This is a genomic window from Mesorhizobium sp. M0833 (assembly GCF_040319905.1).
In the GTDB taxonomy this organism is placed as follows: Bacteria; Pseudomonadota; Alphaproteobacteria; order Rhizobiales; family Rhizobiaceae; genus Mesorhizobium.
In genome coordinates this window covers 77,001-92,432 of sequence record NZ_JAMYOQ010000014.1, presented here as the reverse complement: position 1 = coordinate 92,432, position 15,432 = coordinate 77,001, and the positions used below count along the sequence as shown (strand labels likewise).

The 15,432-nt window shown below is 61.6% G+C and carries 17 protein-coding genes; 11 read left to right on the top strand and 6 right to left on the bottom strand.

Annotated features, from left to right (window positions below; genetic code table 11):
• Positions 1–17 precede the first annotated feature (17 nt).
• Positions 18–1,796, bottom strand: a complete 1,779-nt coding sequence (locus NKH98_RS17745; RefSeq protein ID WP_352900153.1) for a hypothetical protein — start codon at positions 1,794–1,796, stop codon at positions 18–20.
• Between the two features lie 1,319 nt (positions 1,797–3,115).
• On the opposite strand from NKH98_RS17745, the gene NKH98_RS17740 reads away from it, so the two are divergent.
• Positions 3,116–3,703: a YqaA family protein gene (locus tag NKH98_RS17740; protein WP_352900150.1), complete on the top strand. Its 588-nt coding sequence runs from the start codon at positions 3,116–3,118 to the stop codon at positions 3,701–3,703.
• 29 nt (positions 3,704–3,732) lie between these two features.
• On the top strand, positions 3,733–4,251 hold the full coding sequence (locus NKH98_RS17735; protein ID WP_352900147.1) for a disulfide bond formation protein B: 519 nt from the start codon (positions 3,733–3,735) through the stop codon (positions 4,249–4,251).
• 144 nt (positions 4,252–4,395) lie between these two features.
• Here the strand turns inward: NKH98_RS17735 and NKH98_RS17730 are convergent, their stop codons facing one another.
• Together NKH98_RS17730 and NKH98_RS17725 are read right to left on the bottom strand one after the other, a co-directional pair.
• The gene (locus tag NKH98_RS17730; protein ID WP_254816681.1) at positions 4,396–4,953 is read right to left on the bottom strand and encodes an HNH endonuclease; all 558 of its coding nucleotides are present in this window, start codon (positions 4,951–4,953) and stop codon (positions 4,396–4,398) included.
• Between the two features lie 129 nt (positions 4,954–5,082).
• Complete coding sequence (locus NKH98_RS17725; RefSeq protein ID WP_352900145.1) at positions 5,083–5,724, bottom strand: DNA-3-methyladenine glycosylase family protein; 642 nt, start codon at positions 5,722–5,724, stop codon at positions 5,083–5,085.
• 123 nt (positions 5,725–5,847) lie between these two features.
• Between NKH98_RS17725 and gluQRS the strand changes: the two genes are divergently transcribed.
• The gene (gluQRS, locus tag NKH98_RS17720) at positions 5,848–6,723 is read left to right on the top strand and encodes a tRNA glutamyl-Q(34) synthetase GluQRS (RefSeq protein WP_352900144.1); all 876 of its coding nucleotides are present in this window, start codon (positions 5,848–5,850) and stop codon (positions 6,721–6,723) included.
• 149 nt (positions 6,724–6,872) lie between these two features.
• A complete protein-coding gene (locus tag NKH98_RS17715) occupies positions 6,873–7,748 on the top strand; it encodes a DMT family transporter (RefSeq protein ID WP_352900141.1) in 876 nt (291 codons plus the stop codon).
• 44 nt (positions 7,749–7,792) lie between these two features.
• On the opposite strand, the gene NKH98_RS17710 is transcribed toward NKH98_RS17715, so the two are convergent.
• Positions 7,793–8,644, bottom strand: a complete 852-nt coding sequence (locus tag NKH98_RS17710; RefSeq protein WP_254816677.1) for a YihY/virulence factor BrkB family protein — start codon at positions 8,642–8,644, stop codon at positions 7,793–7,795.
• Between the two features lie 57 nt (positions 8,645–8,701).
• Between NKH98_RS17710 and NKH98_RS17705 the strand changes: the two genes are divergently transcribed.
• The 7 genes from NKH98_RS17705 (at position 8,702) to NKH98_RS17675 (ending at position 14,113) form a co-directional block, all read left to right on the top strand.
• Complete coding sequence (locus tag NKH98_RS17705) at positions 8,702–9,568, top strand: SDR family oxidoreductase (protein WP_352505114.1); 867 nt, start codon at positions 8,702–8,704, stop codon at positions 9,566–9,568.
• A gap of 23 nt (positions 9,569–9,591) precedes the next feature.
• Complete coding sequence (locus NKH98_RS17700; protein WP_352900139.1) at positions 9,592–9,783, top strand: twin transmembrane helix small protein; 192 nt, start codon at positions 9,592–9,594, stop codon at positions 9,781–9,783.
• A gap of 25 nt (positions 9,784–9,808) precedes the next feature.
• On the top strand, positions 9,809–10,390 hold the full coding sequence (locus tag NKH98_RS17695) for a cob(I)yrinic acid a,c-diamide adenosyltransferase (protein ID WP_352900137.1): 582 nt from the start codon (positions 9,809–9,811) through the stop codon (positions 10,388–10,390).
• A gap of 22 nt (positions 10,391–10,412) precedes the next feature.
• Positions 10,413–11,216, top strand: a complete 804-nt coding sequence (locus tag NKH98_RS17690) for a rhomboid family intramembrane serine protease (RefSeq protein WP_352900134.1) — start codon at positions 10,413–10,415, stop codon at positions 11,214–11,216.
• Between the two features lie 206 nt (positions 11,217–11,422).
• Positions 11,423–12,172 carry an electron transfer flavoprotein subunit beta/FixA family protein gene (locus NKH98_RS17685; RefSeq protein ID WP_352476294.1) on the top strand — a complete coding sequence of 250 codons (750 nt, stop codon included), beginning with the start codon at positions 11,423–11,425 and terminating at the stop codon, positions 12,170–12,172.
• A gap of 18 nt (positions 12,173–12,190) precedes the next feature.
• Positions 12,191–13,120, top strand: coding sequence for an electron transfer flavoprotein subunit alpha/FixB family protein (locus tag NKH98_RS17680; protein ID WP_352900133.1), 930 nt, complete (start codon positions 12,191–12,193; stop codon positions 13,118–13,120).
• Between the two features lie 114 nt (positions 13,121–13,234).
• On the top strand, positions 13,235–14,113 hold the full coding sequence (locus NKH98_RS17675; protein WP_352476291.1) for a 3-hydroxybutyryl-CoA dehydrogenase: 879 nt from the start codon (positions 13,235–13,237) through the stop codon (positions 14,111–14,113).
• 9 nt (positions 14,114–14,122) lie between these two features.
• On the opposite strand, the gene NKH98_RS17670 is transcribed toward NKH98_RS17675, so the two are convergent.
• Together NKH98_RS17670 and NKH98_RS17665 are read right to left on the bottom strand one after the other, a co-directional pair.
• Positions 14,123–14,761 carry an NrsF family protein gene (locus NKH98_RS17670; RefSeq protein WP_352649329.1) on the bottom strand — a complete coding sequence of 213 codons (639 nt, stop codon included), beginning with the start codon at positions 14,759–14,761 and terminating at the stop codon, positions 14,123–14,125.
• Positions 14,762–14,763: 2 nt separating this feature from the next.
• Positions 14,764–15,306: a sigma-70 family RNA polymerase sigma factor gene (locus tag NKH98_RS17665; RefSeq protein WP_352649328.1), complete on the bottom strand. Its 543-nt coding sequence runs from the start codon at positions 15,304–15,306 to the stop codon at positions 14,764–14,766.
• Between the last annotated feature and the right edge of the window lie 126 nt (positions 15,307–15,432).

The following is a 15,432-nucleotide window of genomic DNA, read 5'->3' as shown; positions in this document are numbered from 1 at the left end:
AATGCGCAGCGTAGTCTTCAGATGCGCCAAGCGGCTGTAGAATCGTAAAACGCCTTCTCCGGCTTAACCGAGATGTGAATATGTTTGTTGTGCGGGTTCGAGCCCGAATATGGCCGCCACGCCCACGATTTTCCTCCCCCGATCGCCTCGGAACTTGCAATTCTGCGATTCCATATAATGTACTTTATGCGCGGATCCTTCGCTGACCGAAAGCTCTCAGCGAGCATTTCCGCGCTGCAACCGTTTCTTGGATCGTTGGTCACGTCTATTGCGGTGACTACTCCCATTGCACCGTCGTGCACCCACGGATTGTGATCCGAGTTTCGCGTCTGATGTGCCGCGTCGCCAATCGAGCCGTCGCTCGCCCGGCTCCGATTCGGTGCCCTGGCGTTGATTTGGCTAATGAGCGTTCGTAGGCTTTCTGCAACTCGCCAGCTTGAAACTGCTTCCGTGACATCGTCGCCCATCCTCTGGCCGAGGCGCTCGATGGTCTCCGCGGCCTCGTCATCTCCCCCATTTGGAGTGGGCCGGCGATGATCGGAATCGATCGAGCCCGGTGTCGAGACCGGTTCGGCACGATTATCGCCCAGCACGGACGTTCTGAGAGGCAAATCCTTCAGTCCGATGTCGCCGTTTTTGCTAGTGAGATTGCTCGGAGTGACCATTTTGGTCGCGCCGCCGAAACGCGTTTCGCTCGACGCATGAAACAGGGTGTCGGCAAGCACGACGCGACCACGCTTGAGGTCGGTCAGAGAGAAACCAACAGCAGCCCCGGCGCTATACGTCAGGTCGTTGCAGCCGAAAACATAGGTTAGAAGATGCTTTCGGAGCTTGTAGTGGCCTCCTGCGCGAATGACGTTCGCCTCCAAGAGGTATGCTTCCTTGGAGGCTTCTGCGATTGCACAGGCCTCGCTGGCCGCGAGCAATAATCTCATACCCAGCGTTTCGCCTTTGATATCGGCAAGGAGCTCGTTAACGGCAATCGAAAGCGTCGCTGCCCGTGCTATCAAAAGCTTTTGTGGCGGCGTCGCATCGACTGCCTCCGGCGCGGCTTCGACGACCTTGCCTTTTTCGTTGAGATTTTCACCGTCAGCGACCACGGGTTCGGCGGGCGGGACCACAGCCGGATCTTCATCGAGGGCCGCCAACGCAGAAACCTTAGCCTCGGCAACCAGGAGGCGCTGTAGTGTCCCAACCAGGTTCTTATCGTCCATATCGAGCGTGGCCGACATCGCACTGTCGACGGCGATAGGCTCAAGGTCATGAGCGATCAATTGCCCGAGCAAGGCAGGTCGTAGTGCTCCGGCAACGTCGACCACTCGACCTTTCCAGGTGGTATCGGCCGCAAAGTACGACAACAGGTTGGAAACCGCACCAATTGCGCTGGTCAGTCCACCGATACCGCCAGCGAACTCAATGCTCTCAGTCTCTTCGACCGGCTCCAAATCAAAAAGCAACGCGTCCAGCGCTTCTTGCAAACTGCTTATCCGCCCAGACATGATCCGCCAGTCTGCGATAGCAGAGACAACGGAACTGTCGGCTACCAAAATGGCGGCATTCGAGCCGCTTCCAACCAGCGATTTCACGCGGTGAGCTATGTCGGCTGCTATGCCGCGAAGCGCGCCCATGGCGAGCAAATGCACTTCGAAATCTAATTTGTCGTCAATGTCCAAGCCGCCCTGTGTCGCACCTGCCGGTGCGTCGGGGACCTGCGCATCGGGGACCGCACCTGCAGCGTCTGGCGGATCCGCCGGCGGCAGGGGATCATCGGCATTTTGCGGATCATCGATCGGCATGGGGTCAACTCCTGGCACGAATGCAACCGAGCAGCAGCACACCGCTTGACTATCAACGTTTGCCGAAACGCTCGCAAGTTTTTATAGACATTTCCAAGATATCAACACGATGCGCGCCTGCACGATCCAGGGATCGGCTTTTCAGAACGTAGCGCACTTGGAACACCTGTGCATCATACGCCAAATAATGTGGCGAGGTCGAGAGCACCCTTCCAAATCCCGATTTGAATCTCCCAGTAAAGGCTTGTGAACTGTTAGTTAGTGCTGTTAGAATTTGAGGAACTTAGATTTCCATGAGATCAATGAACAATGAGGCGACAATCGCTTCCTTCAGGATACTGCTTGCCGGCAATGCAAAAGTCTTTCTGACATGATTGCTCTGACGTGTGGTACAACTGCCGCCACGATGTCGTTCGCATAGACCTTTAATTGCAAGACGCCTGTTCCGACGCTTAAAGAGCAGATGATCCGCGAGAGCATTGGAATTGCCCTTGTCCGTACAACCGCGACGTTCGCGGCCACAATTGCGGGCGTCGAAGCGCAAGGTCGCGCGCCGGTGGCTATACGCCCCCGAGGACATCAGTGCGTATGGTTCGAGAATTTGCGCGGCGCTGAAGATGCGCGGCGAGGGCTGACAGTCATAGGGACATTGCCGTCGACCTGCCAGCCGACGATATATGCTTAAGCTCTCATCTTCCGTTGCAACGCACACTTGCCCGCCGGATTGATTGACTGCACAATGGGGAAAGATGGCTCTACGAGCTCCACCGACGATCATAGGATGGCAGCGCAGCAGGCTGGTGGTTAGTGCCGAAGTCGTGCATCAGCCTCGTCCACGATGCCTTCTGAACGCCATTGGCACCGCGAGCAGTTTTGGACGCGCTCCTATTTTGCGCCTAGACGACTTTGCGCGGCTTTGAGGAACGGGGGCCTGATTTATTAAGCTGTTGACTTTTCTACTGGTTCGGTGTCTCGCGGCACTCCGTCGCATGGTAGACAAACCGGTTTTTGAGTCGAGCGCGTCTACCAATTCCGCCATAGGGGCTCAGGCCGAGCGGCCTGGATGGGCGCGGACTATACGGTTGGAGGCCTGTTCGTCAACTGGCCAAATCCCGACATCTCGGCTCGCTCAAGCCTCAGCCTTTCGATTTCGTGAAGCAGCTGCCATTGTGCAGCGCGGAAAATCTTTCTAGACAGGCGGCGCATGTCATTGAAGCGCACCTTGTCCGACGAGGTTGATGCGGGGCGCTTCCAAGTCTTGTTTGTACATGTCGTGATCCCAAGACCGCTTCTGGTTTGGGCGTGCATTAGGAGTGCCGATGCTTCGCGGACTTTACGACTGGACCTTGTCGCTGGCGGCGAGCAAATCCGCCGAATGGTGGCTGGCCTTCATCGCCTTCGTCGAGAGTTCGGTGTTCCTGGTGCCGGCCGACGTCCTCTATCTGCCGATGGCGCTGTCGCGGCCGGATCGCGCCTATCGTTACGCGCTGGTCGCCACCGTCGCCTCGGTGCTGGGCGGCATCGCCGGCTGGTTCATCGGCCATTATGCCTATGATGCGGTGGCGCGGCCGATCCTCGAATTTTATGGCAAATATGACGAGTTCGAAGCGATGCGCGTCTCATCGGGTGTCGGCTTCATCATCCTGATGCTGGTCACCTCCGGCCTCGCCCATCTGCCGCCGATCAAGGTTGTGACGATCCTGTCGGGCGTCATCGGTGTTCCTTTGCTGCTGTTCATCGTGCTGGCAATCGCGGCGCGCGGTGCTCGCTTCCTGTTTCTCGCATGGCTGTTGCGCCGCTATGGCGAGTCGATCCGCCACTTCATCGAAAAGCGCCTTGGCCAGATTGCGGGCGCCGGCGCCGCTGCCCTGATTTTGCTCTATATCGTCGTCAAATACGCCGTCTGAACGGCATCGAACCGAACGGACTGAGCCCGATGACAGCGACCGTGAATGCCGATACCGGACGCCAGCGGCTGCGCACCGCCCTGTTTCTAGCCGTCGCCATGGCCGCCACGGTCGGCTCGGCGCTGGCCTTCCAGTATCTCGGCGGCTACATCCCCTGCAAGCTCTGCCTCGAGCAGCGCACGCCTTACTACGTCGGCGTGCCCTTGATGCTGCTGGCGGTGCTTGCGTCGGCGCTTCGGGCGCCAGCCTGGGTAAGCCGTGGCCTGCTGGCCATTGGCGGCCTGCTGATGCTCTACGGCGTCTATCTCGGCGTTTATCACTCCGGCGTCGAATGGGGGTGGTGGCCGGGCCCGACCGATTGCACCGCAGCCGCAGGGCCGGTGGACACCGGCGGCAAGGGCGTGCTCGACGCGCTCGACAAATTCGTCCCGCCTTCCTGCGACAAGGCGGCGGTCCGCATCCTCGGCCTGTCGCTGGCGGGCTGGAATGCCATCGCCAGCTTTGTCCTCGCCGCCGTCGCGTTCCGCGGCGCCTTTGCCCGCGACTGAGTGGCACAACGCAGAATTCGTTCAGAAATTCGTCAGGCCGGAGTGACTACCACGCCACGACCGCTCATGAATGCTTCGGCCGGCGAAGGCCGGAAGCGTAGAAAGCTGCGTCAGCCGACCGGCATGGCGGATTTCTGCCGAACTCTATGGTTCGAGTTCGACATCCCAGTACAGATAATCCATCCAGCTTTGGTGCAGATGGTTGGGCGGGAACAGCCGGCCGTTATTATGCAAATCATGCACCGTCGGCTGGTAGGGCTTCTGCAGCGGCCACATCTTGGCGTGGGCCGGCATCATGCCGCCCTTCCTCAGATTGCAGGGCGAGCAGGCAGCGACGACATTCTCCCAGGTCGTGGCGCCGCCGCGATGGCGAGGAATGACATGGTCGAACGTCAGATCGTCCGGTGTGCCGCAATATTGGCACTGGAAACGGTCGCGCAGAAAGACGTTGAAACGGGTAAATGCCGGATGCCTCGACGGCTTCACGTAAGCCTTCAGGCTGACGACGCTCGGCAGCTTCATCGAAAAGGTCGGCGAAGAGACGGCGTGTTCGTATTCGGCGACGATGTTCACCCTCTCGAGGAACACCGCCTTGATGGCATCCTGCCAGGACCAGAGCGACAGGGGGTAATAGCTGAGCGGACGGTAATCCGCATTCAGCACCAGCGCTGGAAGCCCATCCGGAGATACGGCAACCGTCACGTCGTTGACCTCCTTCACCCTAGAACCGGTCGACGCGGATACTGTAAGCCCGACATGACAGGGATGTGAAGCGGATTGTCGATCATGCCGGGTCTCAAAAACGCATGATTTCAATGCTTTTTTGCGGATTCAGGCCGGAGGCGCGGCATCCCTGCCCTTCAATTCGCGATAATAAGCCCAGAAAAGCCGCGATGCGACACCGCGCCACGGGCTCCATGATTCGGCAAGCCGGATCAGCATTTTCTCCGGCGGACGCGGGTCGATGCCGAGCGCATGGCCGACCGCGCTCTGCAATGCAACGTCGCGCGCCGGAAAGATGTCCGGGTGTCCGGCGGCAGACAAAAGGTAGACTTCAGCCGTCCACGGGCCGATGCCCGGCACCCTGGTCATGGCCGCGATAGCCTCGCTTGCATCGAGCCGGCAGAGGTGATCGAGGTCGAGCCCGTCGGCCACCGCCTGGGCGACGGCAATCAGTCCGCGCTGCTTGGGCCGCGATAGTCCCGCGTTGCGAAAGATCGCCTCATCGGCGGCAAGGATCGCCTGCGGCGTCAGCGGATCGAGCAGTTCCGTCAGGCGGCCGAAGATGGCATCGGCGCTCGCGCGGGACACTTGTTGCGAAACGACGATGGAAGCAAGGCTCCTGAACCCCGGCTCCGACAGCCTGAGCGGCACCTCGCCGGCCATGCCGCGCACTTTTTCCAGGCGTGGGTCGAGCAAGCATAGCCTATCCAGCCCTTGCGCAATGTCGTCGAGGCTGGCGATGCGTTGCATGTCTGCTTATTCCAAAATCAAAAGTGCCGCACGTTTCGTCACGTGTCCCTCTGGACGCACGACGCTGCCGGCGCAAAGTAGCAATTGGCGAAAGCGCCGCACAACCCGATTGCCCGCCGGACAATGACACTGCTGACATTCCGCTTCGCGCCGAGCCCGAACGGCGAACTGCATCTCGGCCATGCCTATTCGGCGCTGCTCAATCAGAAATTGGCAAAGGCGGCGGGCGGACGCCTGCTGCTGCGCATCGAGGACATCGACACGACGCGCTGCACGCCGGAATTCGAGGCAGGCATTTTTCGCGATCTGAAATGGCTGGGGCTTGGCTGGGAGGAACCGGTGCGCCGCCAGTCCGAGCATTTTGCCGAATATCGGGCGATGCTCGAGCGGTTGATCGAAGCGGAGCTTGTCTATCCGGCCTTCATGAGCAGAAGTGAGATCCGCGCCTTCATCGCCGACAGCGAAAAGCGCGGCCGCGACTGGCCGCGCGACCCGGACGGCGTGCCGCTCTATCCCGCCGCCGACAAAGCACTGCCGGCGAGCGAACGCAAACGGCGCATCGCCGAAAATGTGCCATTTGCCTGGCGGCTGGACGTCAATGCGGCAATGGCTCGTGCCGGCAAGGACCTGTCATGGGCCGAATACACGGACGAGACGCTCTCCGCGACGCGTCGTGTCGAAGCCCATCCGCAGGAGTGGGGCGATGTGGTCGTGGCGCGCCGCGAAATCCCGACCAGCTATCACCTCGCCGTCACCGTGGATGACGCGCTGCAGGGCGTCAGCCATGTCGTGCGCGGCCAGGATCTTTATTCCGCGACCAGCGTGCAGCGGCTGCTTCAGCAGCTGCTTGGCCTGCCGCAGCCGGCCTATTTTCACCATCGCCTGATCCTCGGCCCGGACGGACGAAAACTGTCGAAGAGTCTTGGCGATACCAGCCTTGCCGCCCAGCGTGCGGCGGGCGCCTCGCCCGACGATGTTAGGCGGCTGGTCGGTCTCTAGCTAGACCGGCGAGCTGACGGCCATCAATGGCGCTCCTTCAATTCAAATGACTCTATGGATCAACCGTTTGGTTTTGCTTGCCGGCCCGAACGGCATTAAGCAGTCGCCGCAGTCGATCCCTCACCCGAATTCACCGCGGCCTCCTGAAAATGCACAGCCTCAAGCGGTTCATCCCCGCCTCTTTCGTCGTCCTGTGGGCGACCGGCTTCATCGGCGCGCGCTATGCCATGCCGTGGGCGGAGCCCTTTACTTTCCTGGCCGCGCGCTTTGTCCTGGCCGCAATCCTGCTTGTCGCTTTGATGGCCGCATTAGGTTCGAGCCGCGCCACCCGTGATGAGGCGCTGCACGCGACCGGCGCCGGCATCCTGATGCATGGGGTCTATCTCGGCGGCGTGTTCTGGGCCATCCACCGGGGCATTCCCGCTGGGCTTTCAGCCCTGATCGTCGGCCTTCAGCCGCTGATCACGGCAGTGCTCGCCGGCCGGCTTCTGGGCGAGGCCATCCTGCCGCGCCACTGGGCCGGTCTCGGTCTCGGGTTGATCGGCGTGGTAATCGTGCTCTGGCCGAAGCTCGGCGCGCTCGGCGGCGGGGTGACGGCCGAAACACTGGGCGCCTCGCTGGTCTCCGTACTCGGCATGAGTGCGGGCACGATCTGGCAGAAGCGTTTCGCCTCCGGCGGCGATCTGGTGGCTGCCACGTTCTGGCAATATGTCGGCGGCGCATCGGTGATGGCTCTGGCCTCGTTCGCCTTCGAGACCCGAACGGTCATCGTCAACGGCGAACTGATTTTCGCCATGGCCTGGCTCGTGCTGGTGCTATCGATCGGCGCCATCTTCCTGTTGATGGTGATGATCCGCGACGGCGAGATGTCGAAGGTCGCCTCGCTGTTTTACCTCGTGCCGGCCGTCACCGCGGTCATCGCCTGGGCATTGTTCGGTGAGCAGTTGAGCCCGCTCCAGATCGCCGGCATGGCAATCGCGACGCTCGGCGTCGGGCTGGCGACCGCTCAGCCGCCAAAAGCATGATCCCAAAAAGTGGGAACCGGTTTTCGGAAAAGATCATGCTTAACTCAGCCGACTCTCGCACGCGCCTCTAAATAGCGGCTGATCGCGGCGTTGAGCTCGCCACCGAGGATGAAGATCGCCGAGACGATATAGAGGAATACGACGGCGATCATGATCGAGGCGAGGCCGGCATAGGTCGTCACATAGGACGAGAAATGATCGAGATAGGCGGCGAAGATGGTCGACCCGATAAGCCAGCCGATCAGCGTGAAGATGATGCCAGGCACGATCGAAACGAAGCGGCGCTTGCCGGCCGGCAACCAGAAATGCACGGCGAACAGGCCGCCGATGATGACGACCGAGGCGATGACGTAACGCCACAGCGTGATCGTGCCCATGTAGGGCTTTATCCATTCGAAATGCGACTCGGCCAGCCGTGCCAGCAACGGCGCGAAGACCAGCAGTACGCTGATCGCCAAAAACCCGGCCGTCGCGATCAGCACGAAGATGATGCTCTGCACCCGCCGGTAGATGATGCCCCGCGTTTCCGAGACACGATAGGCGCGGTTGAGCGAAGTGCGCAGCGCCTCGATGCCGTTCGAGGCGAAGTATCCGGCAAGCACGATACCGTACGTCAACAGGTCGCTGCGCCTAACGGTAAGGACGTTGAGCACTTCGCGTGCGATCGGTTTGGCGATCTGCTCGGGCCATGTGTCGAACACAAGGTGCACGGCGGTGTCGGCGAAGGCCTGCGCGCCGAAAAAACTCGCCAGCGTCGTAGCGAAGATCAGGAAAGGAAAAAGCGCCATCAGCGCGGTGATCGCCAGATGGCTGGCCATTGCCCAGCCGTCGTCGGTGTTGAAATGGCCGAGCGCGTCGTAGAGGACGCGTTTAAGGGCTACGATCTTCCGCAACAAGAACCGCGTTCCCTTCGATTGTCCGGACGCCGCGAATATGGGAAGGGTTTGCAGTAAATGACAACCCTAGGTCAAACCACCATTCCTCCCGGAGAAGAGTTGCGCACCATCATTGTCACAGGTGCCTCTTCCGGTATAGGCGCCTATTGCGCCCATGCTCTTAAGAAGGAAGGCTGGCGGGTGTTCGCAACGGCCCGAAAGCCCGAGGATATCGCCGCGCTCGAGGCCGACGGCATTGAGGCCTTCTATCTGGACTACACCGAGCCCGGATCGATCGAGGCGCTGGTGACGTCGGTGCTGGAACGGACCGGCGGCCGGCTCGATGCGCTCTTCAACAATGGCGCATACGGACAGCCCGGCGCCGTCGAGGACCTGCCGGTCGAGGCTTTGCGGCAGCAGTTCGAGGCCAATGTCTTTGGCTGGCATGATCTCACTCGCCGCGTCGTACCGGTGATGCGCCGCCAGGGCCATGGCCGTCTCGTTCATTGCTCATCGATCCTCGGCCTCGCGCCGGTGCCTTTTCGCGGCGCCTACTCGGCATCGAAGCACGCTATCGAAGGGCTGATGCTGTCCCTCTATCAAGAACTCCGGGGTAGCGGCATCCATGTTTCGCTGATCGAGCCGGGGCCGGTAAAATCGAAGATCGCCAGCAACAGCCTCGCATGGTTCCTGGCGAATATCGATCACGAGAATTCCGTTCATCGCCTCGCCTATGCGGCGCAACTCAAACGGCTGCGGGCCGGCGGCAGCACGTCGCGGCTGAAGCCCGGGCCGGAGGTGGTTTATGCCGCCTTGCACCATGCGCTTCTGTCGCGGCGCCCGCGCCCGCATTATGTGGTAACAGTGCCGGCCAGGATCGGCGCGATCCTTAAACGCATCCTGCCGGCATCTGCACTCTACCGTCTGCTCGCCAAACGCGCCTGAACGCAATTCAACTGGAACACACCATGGGAACCGTCTTCAACATCCTCGCCGTTCTTGTCATGGTCGCAGTGGTGATCGTGCTGATGCGCGGCCTCATCAACATGATGCGCGGCGGCTCCAGCATGACCTCCAACAAGCTGATGCAGACGCGCGTGCTCTTGCAGTTCGTGGCCTTGGTGCTGATCATGCTGGCGGTGTATTTCACCCGTAAGTGACGCAGCACCAGTCGGGAGGTACCCCGTGGTCAAGCTCAACAAGATCTACACCCGCACTGGCGACGACGGCACCACCGGTCTCGGCTCCGGCGAGCGGCGGCTGAAATCCGACCTTCGCATCGACGCCTACGGCACGGTCGACGAGGCCAATGCCTGCATCGGCATGGCCCGCATCCATACAGCGGCAGTAAATCCGGCGATCGATGCGATGCTCGGCCGCATCCAGAACGATCTTTTCGATCTCGGCGCCGATCTGGCAGTCCCCGATAATGGCAAGCCGCTGGAGTACGAGCCGCTGCGCATCGTCGCCTCGCAGACCGACCGCGTCGAACAGGACATCGACCTCCTCAACAAAAATCTGCAGCCGCTCAAATCCTTCGTGCTCAATGGCGGCACGCCGGCCGCCGCCGCCCTTCACCTCGCCCGTACGGTCGCGCGTCGCGCCGAGCGCATCATGGTGGCGCTGTCGCAAGACCCAAACGAGCCCGTCAACCGCGAGGCAATAAGGTACATCAACCGCGTCTCGGACTTCCTGTTCGTTGCCGCGCGCGCGGTCAATGACAACGGAAACGCCGACGTGCTATGGGTTCCCGGCAAGAACCGCTGAAATCCGCCGAGCTGGGGACCCGATGTTCATCCCGCTTTACGACACCAACAGGCTGCGGCACATCAAGCTGCAATATGTGACCATCGGCCTGATCGCGCTCAATGTGTTGATCTACCTTGTCACCACGCTTGGCGGTGAGGACTTCTCCAACGCCGCGGTGCTGGGCCTCGGCTTCATCCCGTCGGTCGTGCATGACAGCGTCGAGCTCGCTCCGCAATTCGTCGTCATTCCCGAGAGCCTGAGCTACCTGACCTATTCCTTCCTGCACGCAGATATCTTCCACCTCGGCGGCAACATGCTGTTCCTGTGGGTATTCGGCGACAATGTCGAGGATGCACTCGGCCACATCCGCTACCTCATCTTCTACCTGCTTTGCGCCATTGCCGGCGCTTTCTTCCAGGGTCTGGTGGCCTGGGATTCGCAAGTGCCGCTGATCGGTGCGTCGGGCGCCATCGCCGGTGTCGTCGCTGCCTATCTGATCCTTTATCCGCGCGTGAAGGTGTGGGTGCTGGCCTTCGCCCGCATCCCGTTGCGTATCCCGGCCTTCATCCCGCTCATCCTGTGGATCCTGTTCCAGATCTTCATGTTTGCCCAGGGAGGCGAGGATCAGGTCTCCTGGGCCTGCCATATCGGCGGCATCATCGCCGGAGCCGTGCTGGTGCTTGTCTTGCGCAGCCGCGGCGTGCCGCTGCTCGCCGCTGCGGATGAAGAGACTGTGGTGGTCGCCGGGCATGTGCCCGTTGCCGTAGAGCCGGCGCCAAGCGAACCGCAACCTGCGCAGCCGGCGCCGCGATGGGGCCGGGGAAGCGTTTCCGGTCCGGACTGAACTGATTTGAGTGCTTCGCCGAGGATCCGAGTGCGCCCGGATATTGACGCGCGGGGTCGCCGCAACTACGGAAGCGCCACCCTACTGGCGTGGCGAAGACCAGAATTCCGTCCGGAATGTCGGCTTTCGACAACTCTGAAGAGGTGCACGCTGCTATAGCGCGTCCGACGCGCGTGAGAGACTATCGTGAAAGAGGTGACAGGCAAATGAAGATCCTTGTGCCCGTGAAGCGGGTTGTGGATGCGAACGTCAAGGTCCGGGTGAAAGCGGACGGTTCGGCGGTGGAACTCGCCAATGTCAAGATGGCGATGAACCCGTTCGACGAGATCGCGGTGGAAGAGGCGATCCGGCTGAAGGAAGCTGGTAAGGCCGAAGAGATCATCGTCGTGTCGATCGGGCCGCAGCAGGCACAGGAGACCTTGCGCACGGCGCTCGCCATGGGCGCCGACCGCGCCATCCTGGTCAAGACCGACGAGCAGACTGAGCCGCTGGGCGTCGCCAAGGTGCTGAAGGGCGTCGTCGAGGCAGAACAGCCCGGCCTTGTCATTCTCGGCAAGCAGGCGATCGACGACGATTCCAACCAGACCGGCCAGATGCTGGCCGCACTTCTCGGCTGGGCGCAGGGCACCTTCGCCTCCAAGATCGTGCTCGACGGTGAAAAGGCCACGGTGACGCGCGAGGTCGATGGCGGCCTGCAGACGCTGGAACTGAAGATGCCGGCAATCGTCACCGCCGATTTGCGCCTGAACCAGCCACGCTACGCGTCGCTGCCCAACATCATGAAGGCCAAGAAGAAGCCGCTCGACGAGAAGAGCCCTGCCGACTACGGCGCCGACGTCAAGCCGCGGCTGAAGGTGATCAAAACCGAGGAGCCGGGCGGCCGCAAGGCGGGCGTCAAGGTCAAGAGCGTCGCCGAACTGGTCGACAAGCTGAAGAACGAAGCCGGCGTGCTGTAGGCCAGGAAGGGATAAAAAATGACAATTCTTCTGATTGCCGAACACGACAACGCTGCGCTTTCCGACCAGACCGCCAAGGCGCTTTCGGCGGCGCTGCAGATCGGTTCGGACGTGCATGTGCTGGTTGCCGGCAAAGATGCCAAGCCGGCAGCGGACGCAGCCGCAAAGCTCAAGGGCGTCACCAAGGTGCTGCTCGCCGACGCTGACGAACTGACCGAGCGTCTCGCCGAACCGCTGGCGGCACTCGTCGTTTCACTTGCTGAGCCATACGAGACAATCGTCGCGCCGGCGACCTCGTCGGGCAAGAACGTCGCGCCCCGCGTGGCGGCGCTGCTCGATGTCGCCCAGATATCGGAAATCATCGAAGTCGTGTCGCCCGACACCTTCAAGCGGCCGATCTATGCCGGCAACGCCATCCAGACGGTGCAGTCGAGTGACGCCAAGAAGGTCATCACGGTGCGCACCGCTTCCTTCCAGGCAGCGCCCGAGGGCGGTTCCGCGCCGGTCGAGACGGTTCAGGCGGCGGCCAATCCCGGCCTGTCGAGCTTTGTCGAGAACAAGCTCTCCGAGACCGACCGTCCAGAGCTGACCTCGGCCAAGATCGTCATCTCGGGCGGCCGTGCGCTGGGCTCCTCCGAGAAGTTCCAGGAGGTCATCCTGCCGGTCGCCGACAAGCTCGGTGCGGCGGTTGGCGCATCTCGCGCCGCCGTCGATGCCGGCTATGCGCCGAACGACTGGCAGGTCGGCCAGACCGGCAAGGTTGTAGCGCCCGACCTTTATATTGCCGTCGGCATCTCCGGTGCCATCCAGCACCTTGCCGGCATGAAGGATTCGAAGGTGATCGTTGCCATCAACAAGGACGAGGAGGCGCCGATCTTCCAGGTCGCCGACTACGGTCTCGTCGGCGATCTCTTCGTCATTCTGCCGGAACTGCAAAAGGCGCTTTGACGCCTTCTGCCAAAGCGTATTAAATTCCGAGGGGTGGGGTAGACGAAGTCGCCCCGCCCTTTTAGTTTGCACTGCACAAAAAACGGGCCGCAAAGGCCTCGACGGGATCGGGTAATGAGCAAGATCGAGACGATCGGCATCATCGGCGCGGGCCAGATGGGCGGCGGCATCGCCCATGTGTCGGCGCTGGCGGGCTATAAGGTGCTGGTTTACGATATTTCGCCCGACCGCATCGAAAAGGGCATCGCTACGATCAGCGGCAACATGGCCCGTCAGGTCGGCTCCGGCAAACTCGAGGAAACGCTGCGCAATGAGGCGATGGCGCGCATTTCGGCGGCGCCGGCCATGGCCGACCTTGCGGGCGCCGATCTGGTGATCGAAGCGGCGACCGAGGACGAGACGGTCAAGCGCAAGATTTATGCCCAGCTCTGCCCGCAGCTCAACCCCGAGGCCATCCTGGCGACGAACACGTCATCGATCTCGATCACACGGTTGGCTTCGCAGACCGACCGGCCGGAACGCTTCATCGGCATACATTTCATGAATCCGGTTCCGGTGATGAAGCTGGTCGAACTGGTGCGCGGCATCGCCACCGAGGACCAGACCTTCGAGGCGGCAAAAACTTATGTGAAGCAGCTCGACAAGACGATCACCGTCTCGGAGGATTTCCCGGCCTTCATCGTCAACCGCATCCTGCTGCCGATGATCAACGAGGCGATCTACACGCTCTATGAAGGTGTCGGCTCGGTCGACGCCATCGATACCGCCATGAAGCTCGGCGCCAACCATCCGATGGGGCCGCTGCAGCTTGCCGATTTCATCGGGCTCGATACCTGCCTGTCGATCATGCAGGTGCTGCATGACGGACTGTCGGATTCGAAATACCGCCCCTGCCCGCTGCTGGTCAAATATGTCGAGGCCGGCTGGCTCGGACGCAAGACCGGGCGCGGCTTTTACGACTATCGCGGCGAGCATCCCGTTCCGACACGCTGATTCTTATCGCTACCAGCGCACAAAAAGTCGTCCGCCGAGCGCCCCGAGCACGGCAAGGATGGCGACCGCAATCGTGTACCAGGTGGCGACGAAAAGCGGCGAATCGTCGAAGCAATGCGCCGCATAGAAGGTCGCCGCCAGCCCGCCGGCAAGCAGGCCCGCGGCCGCACCGGCAAGCACCGGCCTTGTCGGCGCGCCATGGCGCAGGACCGCGAGAAAGACGGCAAGCGGGCCGATCCCGATCAACGGAATGAAGGTCAGGCAGATGACCAGGTTCGTGCCGACCAGGCGTGTGCCCCAGTCGGACGCAGGCACGGCGAAGAGTTCGAGAATCACGGCCACAATCACCAGCAGCGGGGCGGCGATCATCCAGCTTGCCGCTCGGCGGGTCGATGCACCGGGCGTCGACAGCGCATGCACCAGGGCAAAGGCGCTGGCCGAAAGAGCGATCGTGAAGACGAATTTGGACAGGAACCGCATCGTCTGCATGGCGATCGCGATGTCGGAACGGGGTCCGATCGTCAGCCAGAAAACCGCGGCCGCGATCACCATGGCCGCACCGGCGGCAAGCCACCAGGCGGCGCCTAGCGGCAGCGCCTTGCTGCGGGCATCGGCGTCGAGCGCCTTGATGAGATCTTCGGTCCTCATTTTTATTCCCGCCTCGCCCCGAACCGTTTGGCAATGGCGGCAAGCCCGCGGTGCAGTGACACCCGCACAGCCGTCTCGCTGATGCCGAACTTGGCCGCCGTCTCGCCGATCGAACGGCCTTCGACCGATACGGCCGAGACGATGGAACGCTGTGCCGGCGACAGGCTGTCGAGCGCCCGGTTGACGTCGCGCTCGCTTACCGTCTCCGCTTCCGGCTCGGCGAAGGTCTCGGCGATTTCGTCGATCTCGACCTCGATCCGCCGGCCGCGCCGCCGGAAGGCATCGATCAGCTTGAAGCGGGCTATTGCATAGACCCAAGGCAGCACCGGCGCATCATGGCGCCAGGTGTGTCGTTTCACATGAATGGCCAGCAAGGTTTCCTGCACGACATCCTCGGGATCCACCCCACCCTGCACGATCTTGCGCCGGGCAAAGCCACGAACGAGCGCGGCGATCCGGTGCAGAAAGTCGGCATAGGCCCTTTCGTCTCCGGCGATCGCGGCCCGCAGCAGCCGTGAAAGCTCGGCTTCGTCCTTGCCGCTCACAAGAGTTCACTCCCCGATATTCGCGTCTCGGCGCTGATTTGTTACGGGGCCGGCGAAATAATGTCCAAGGCAAATTAGCTGAGCATCACGAAAGTTTGGCCTTTTGAGCAATTGAGTGGGCCAGCA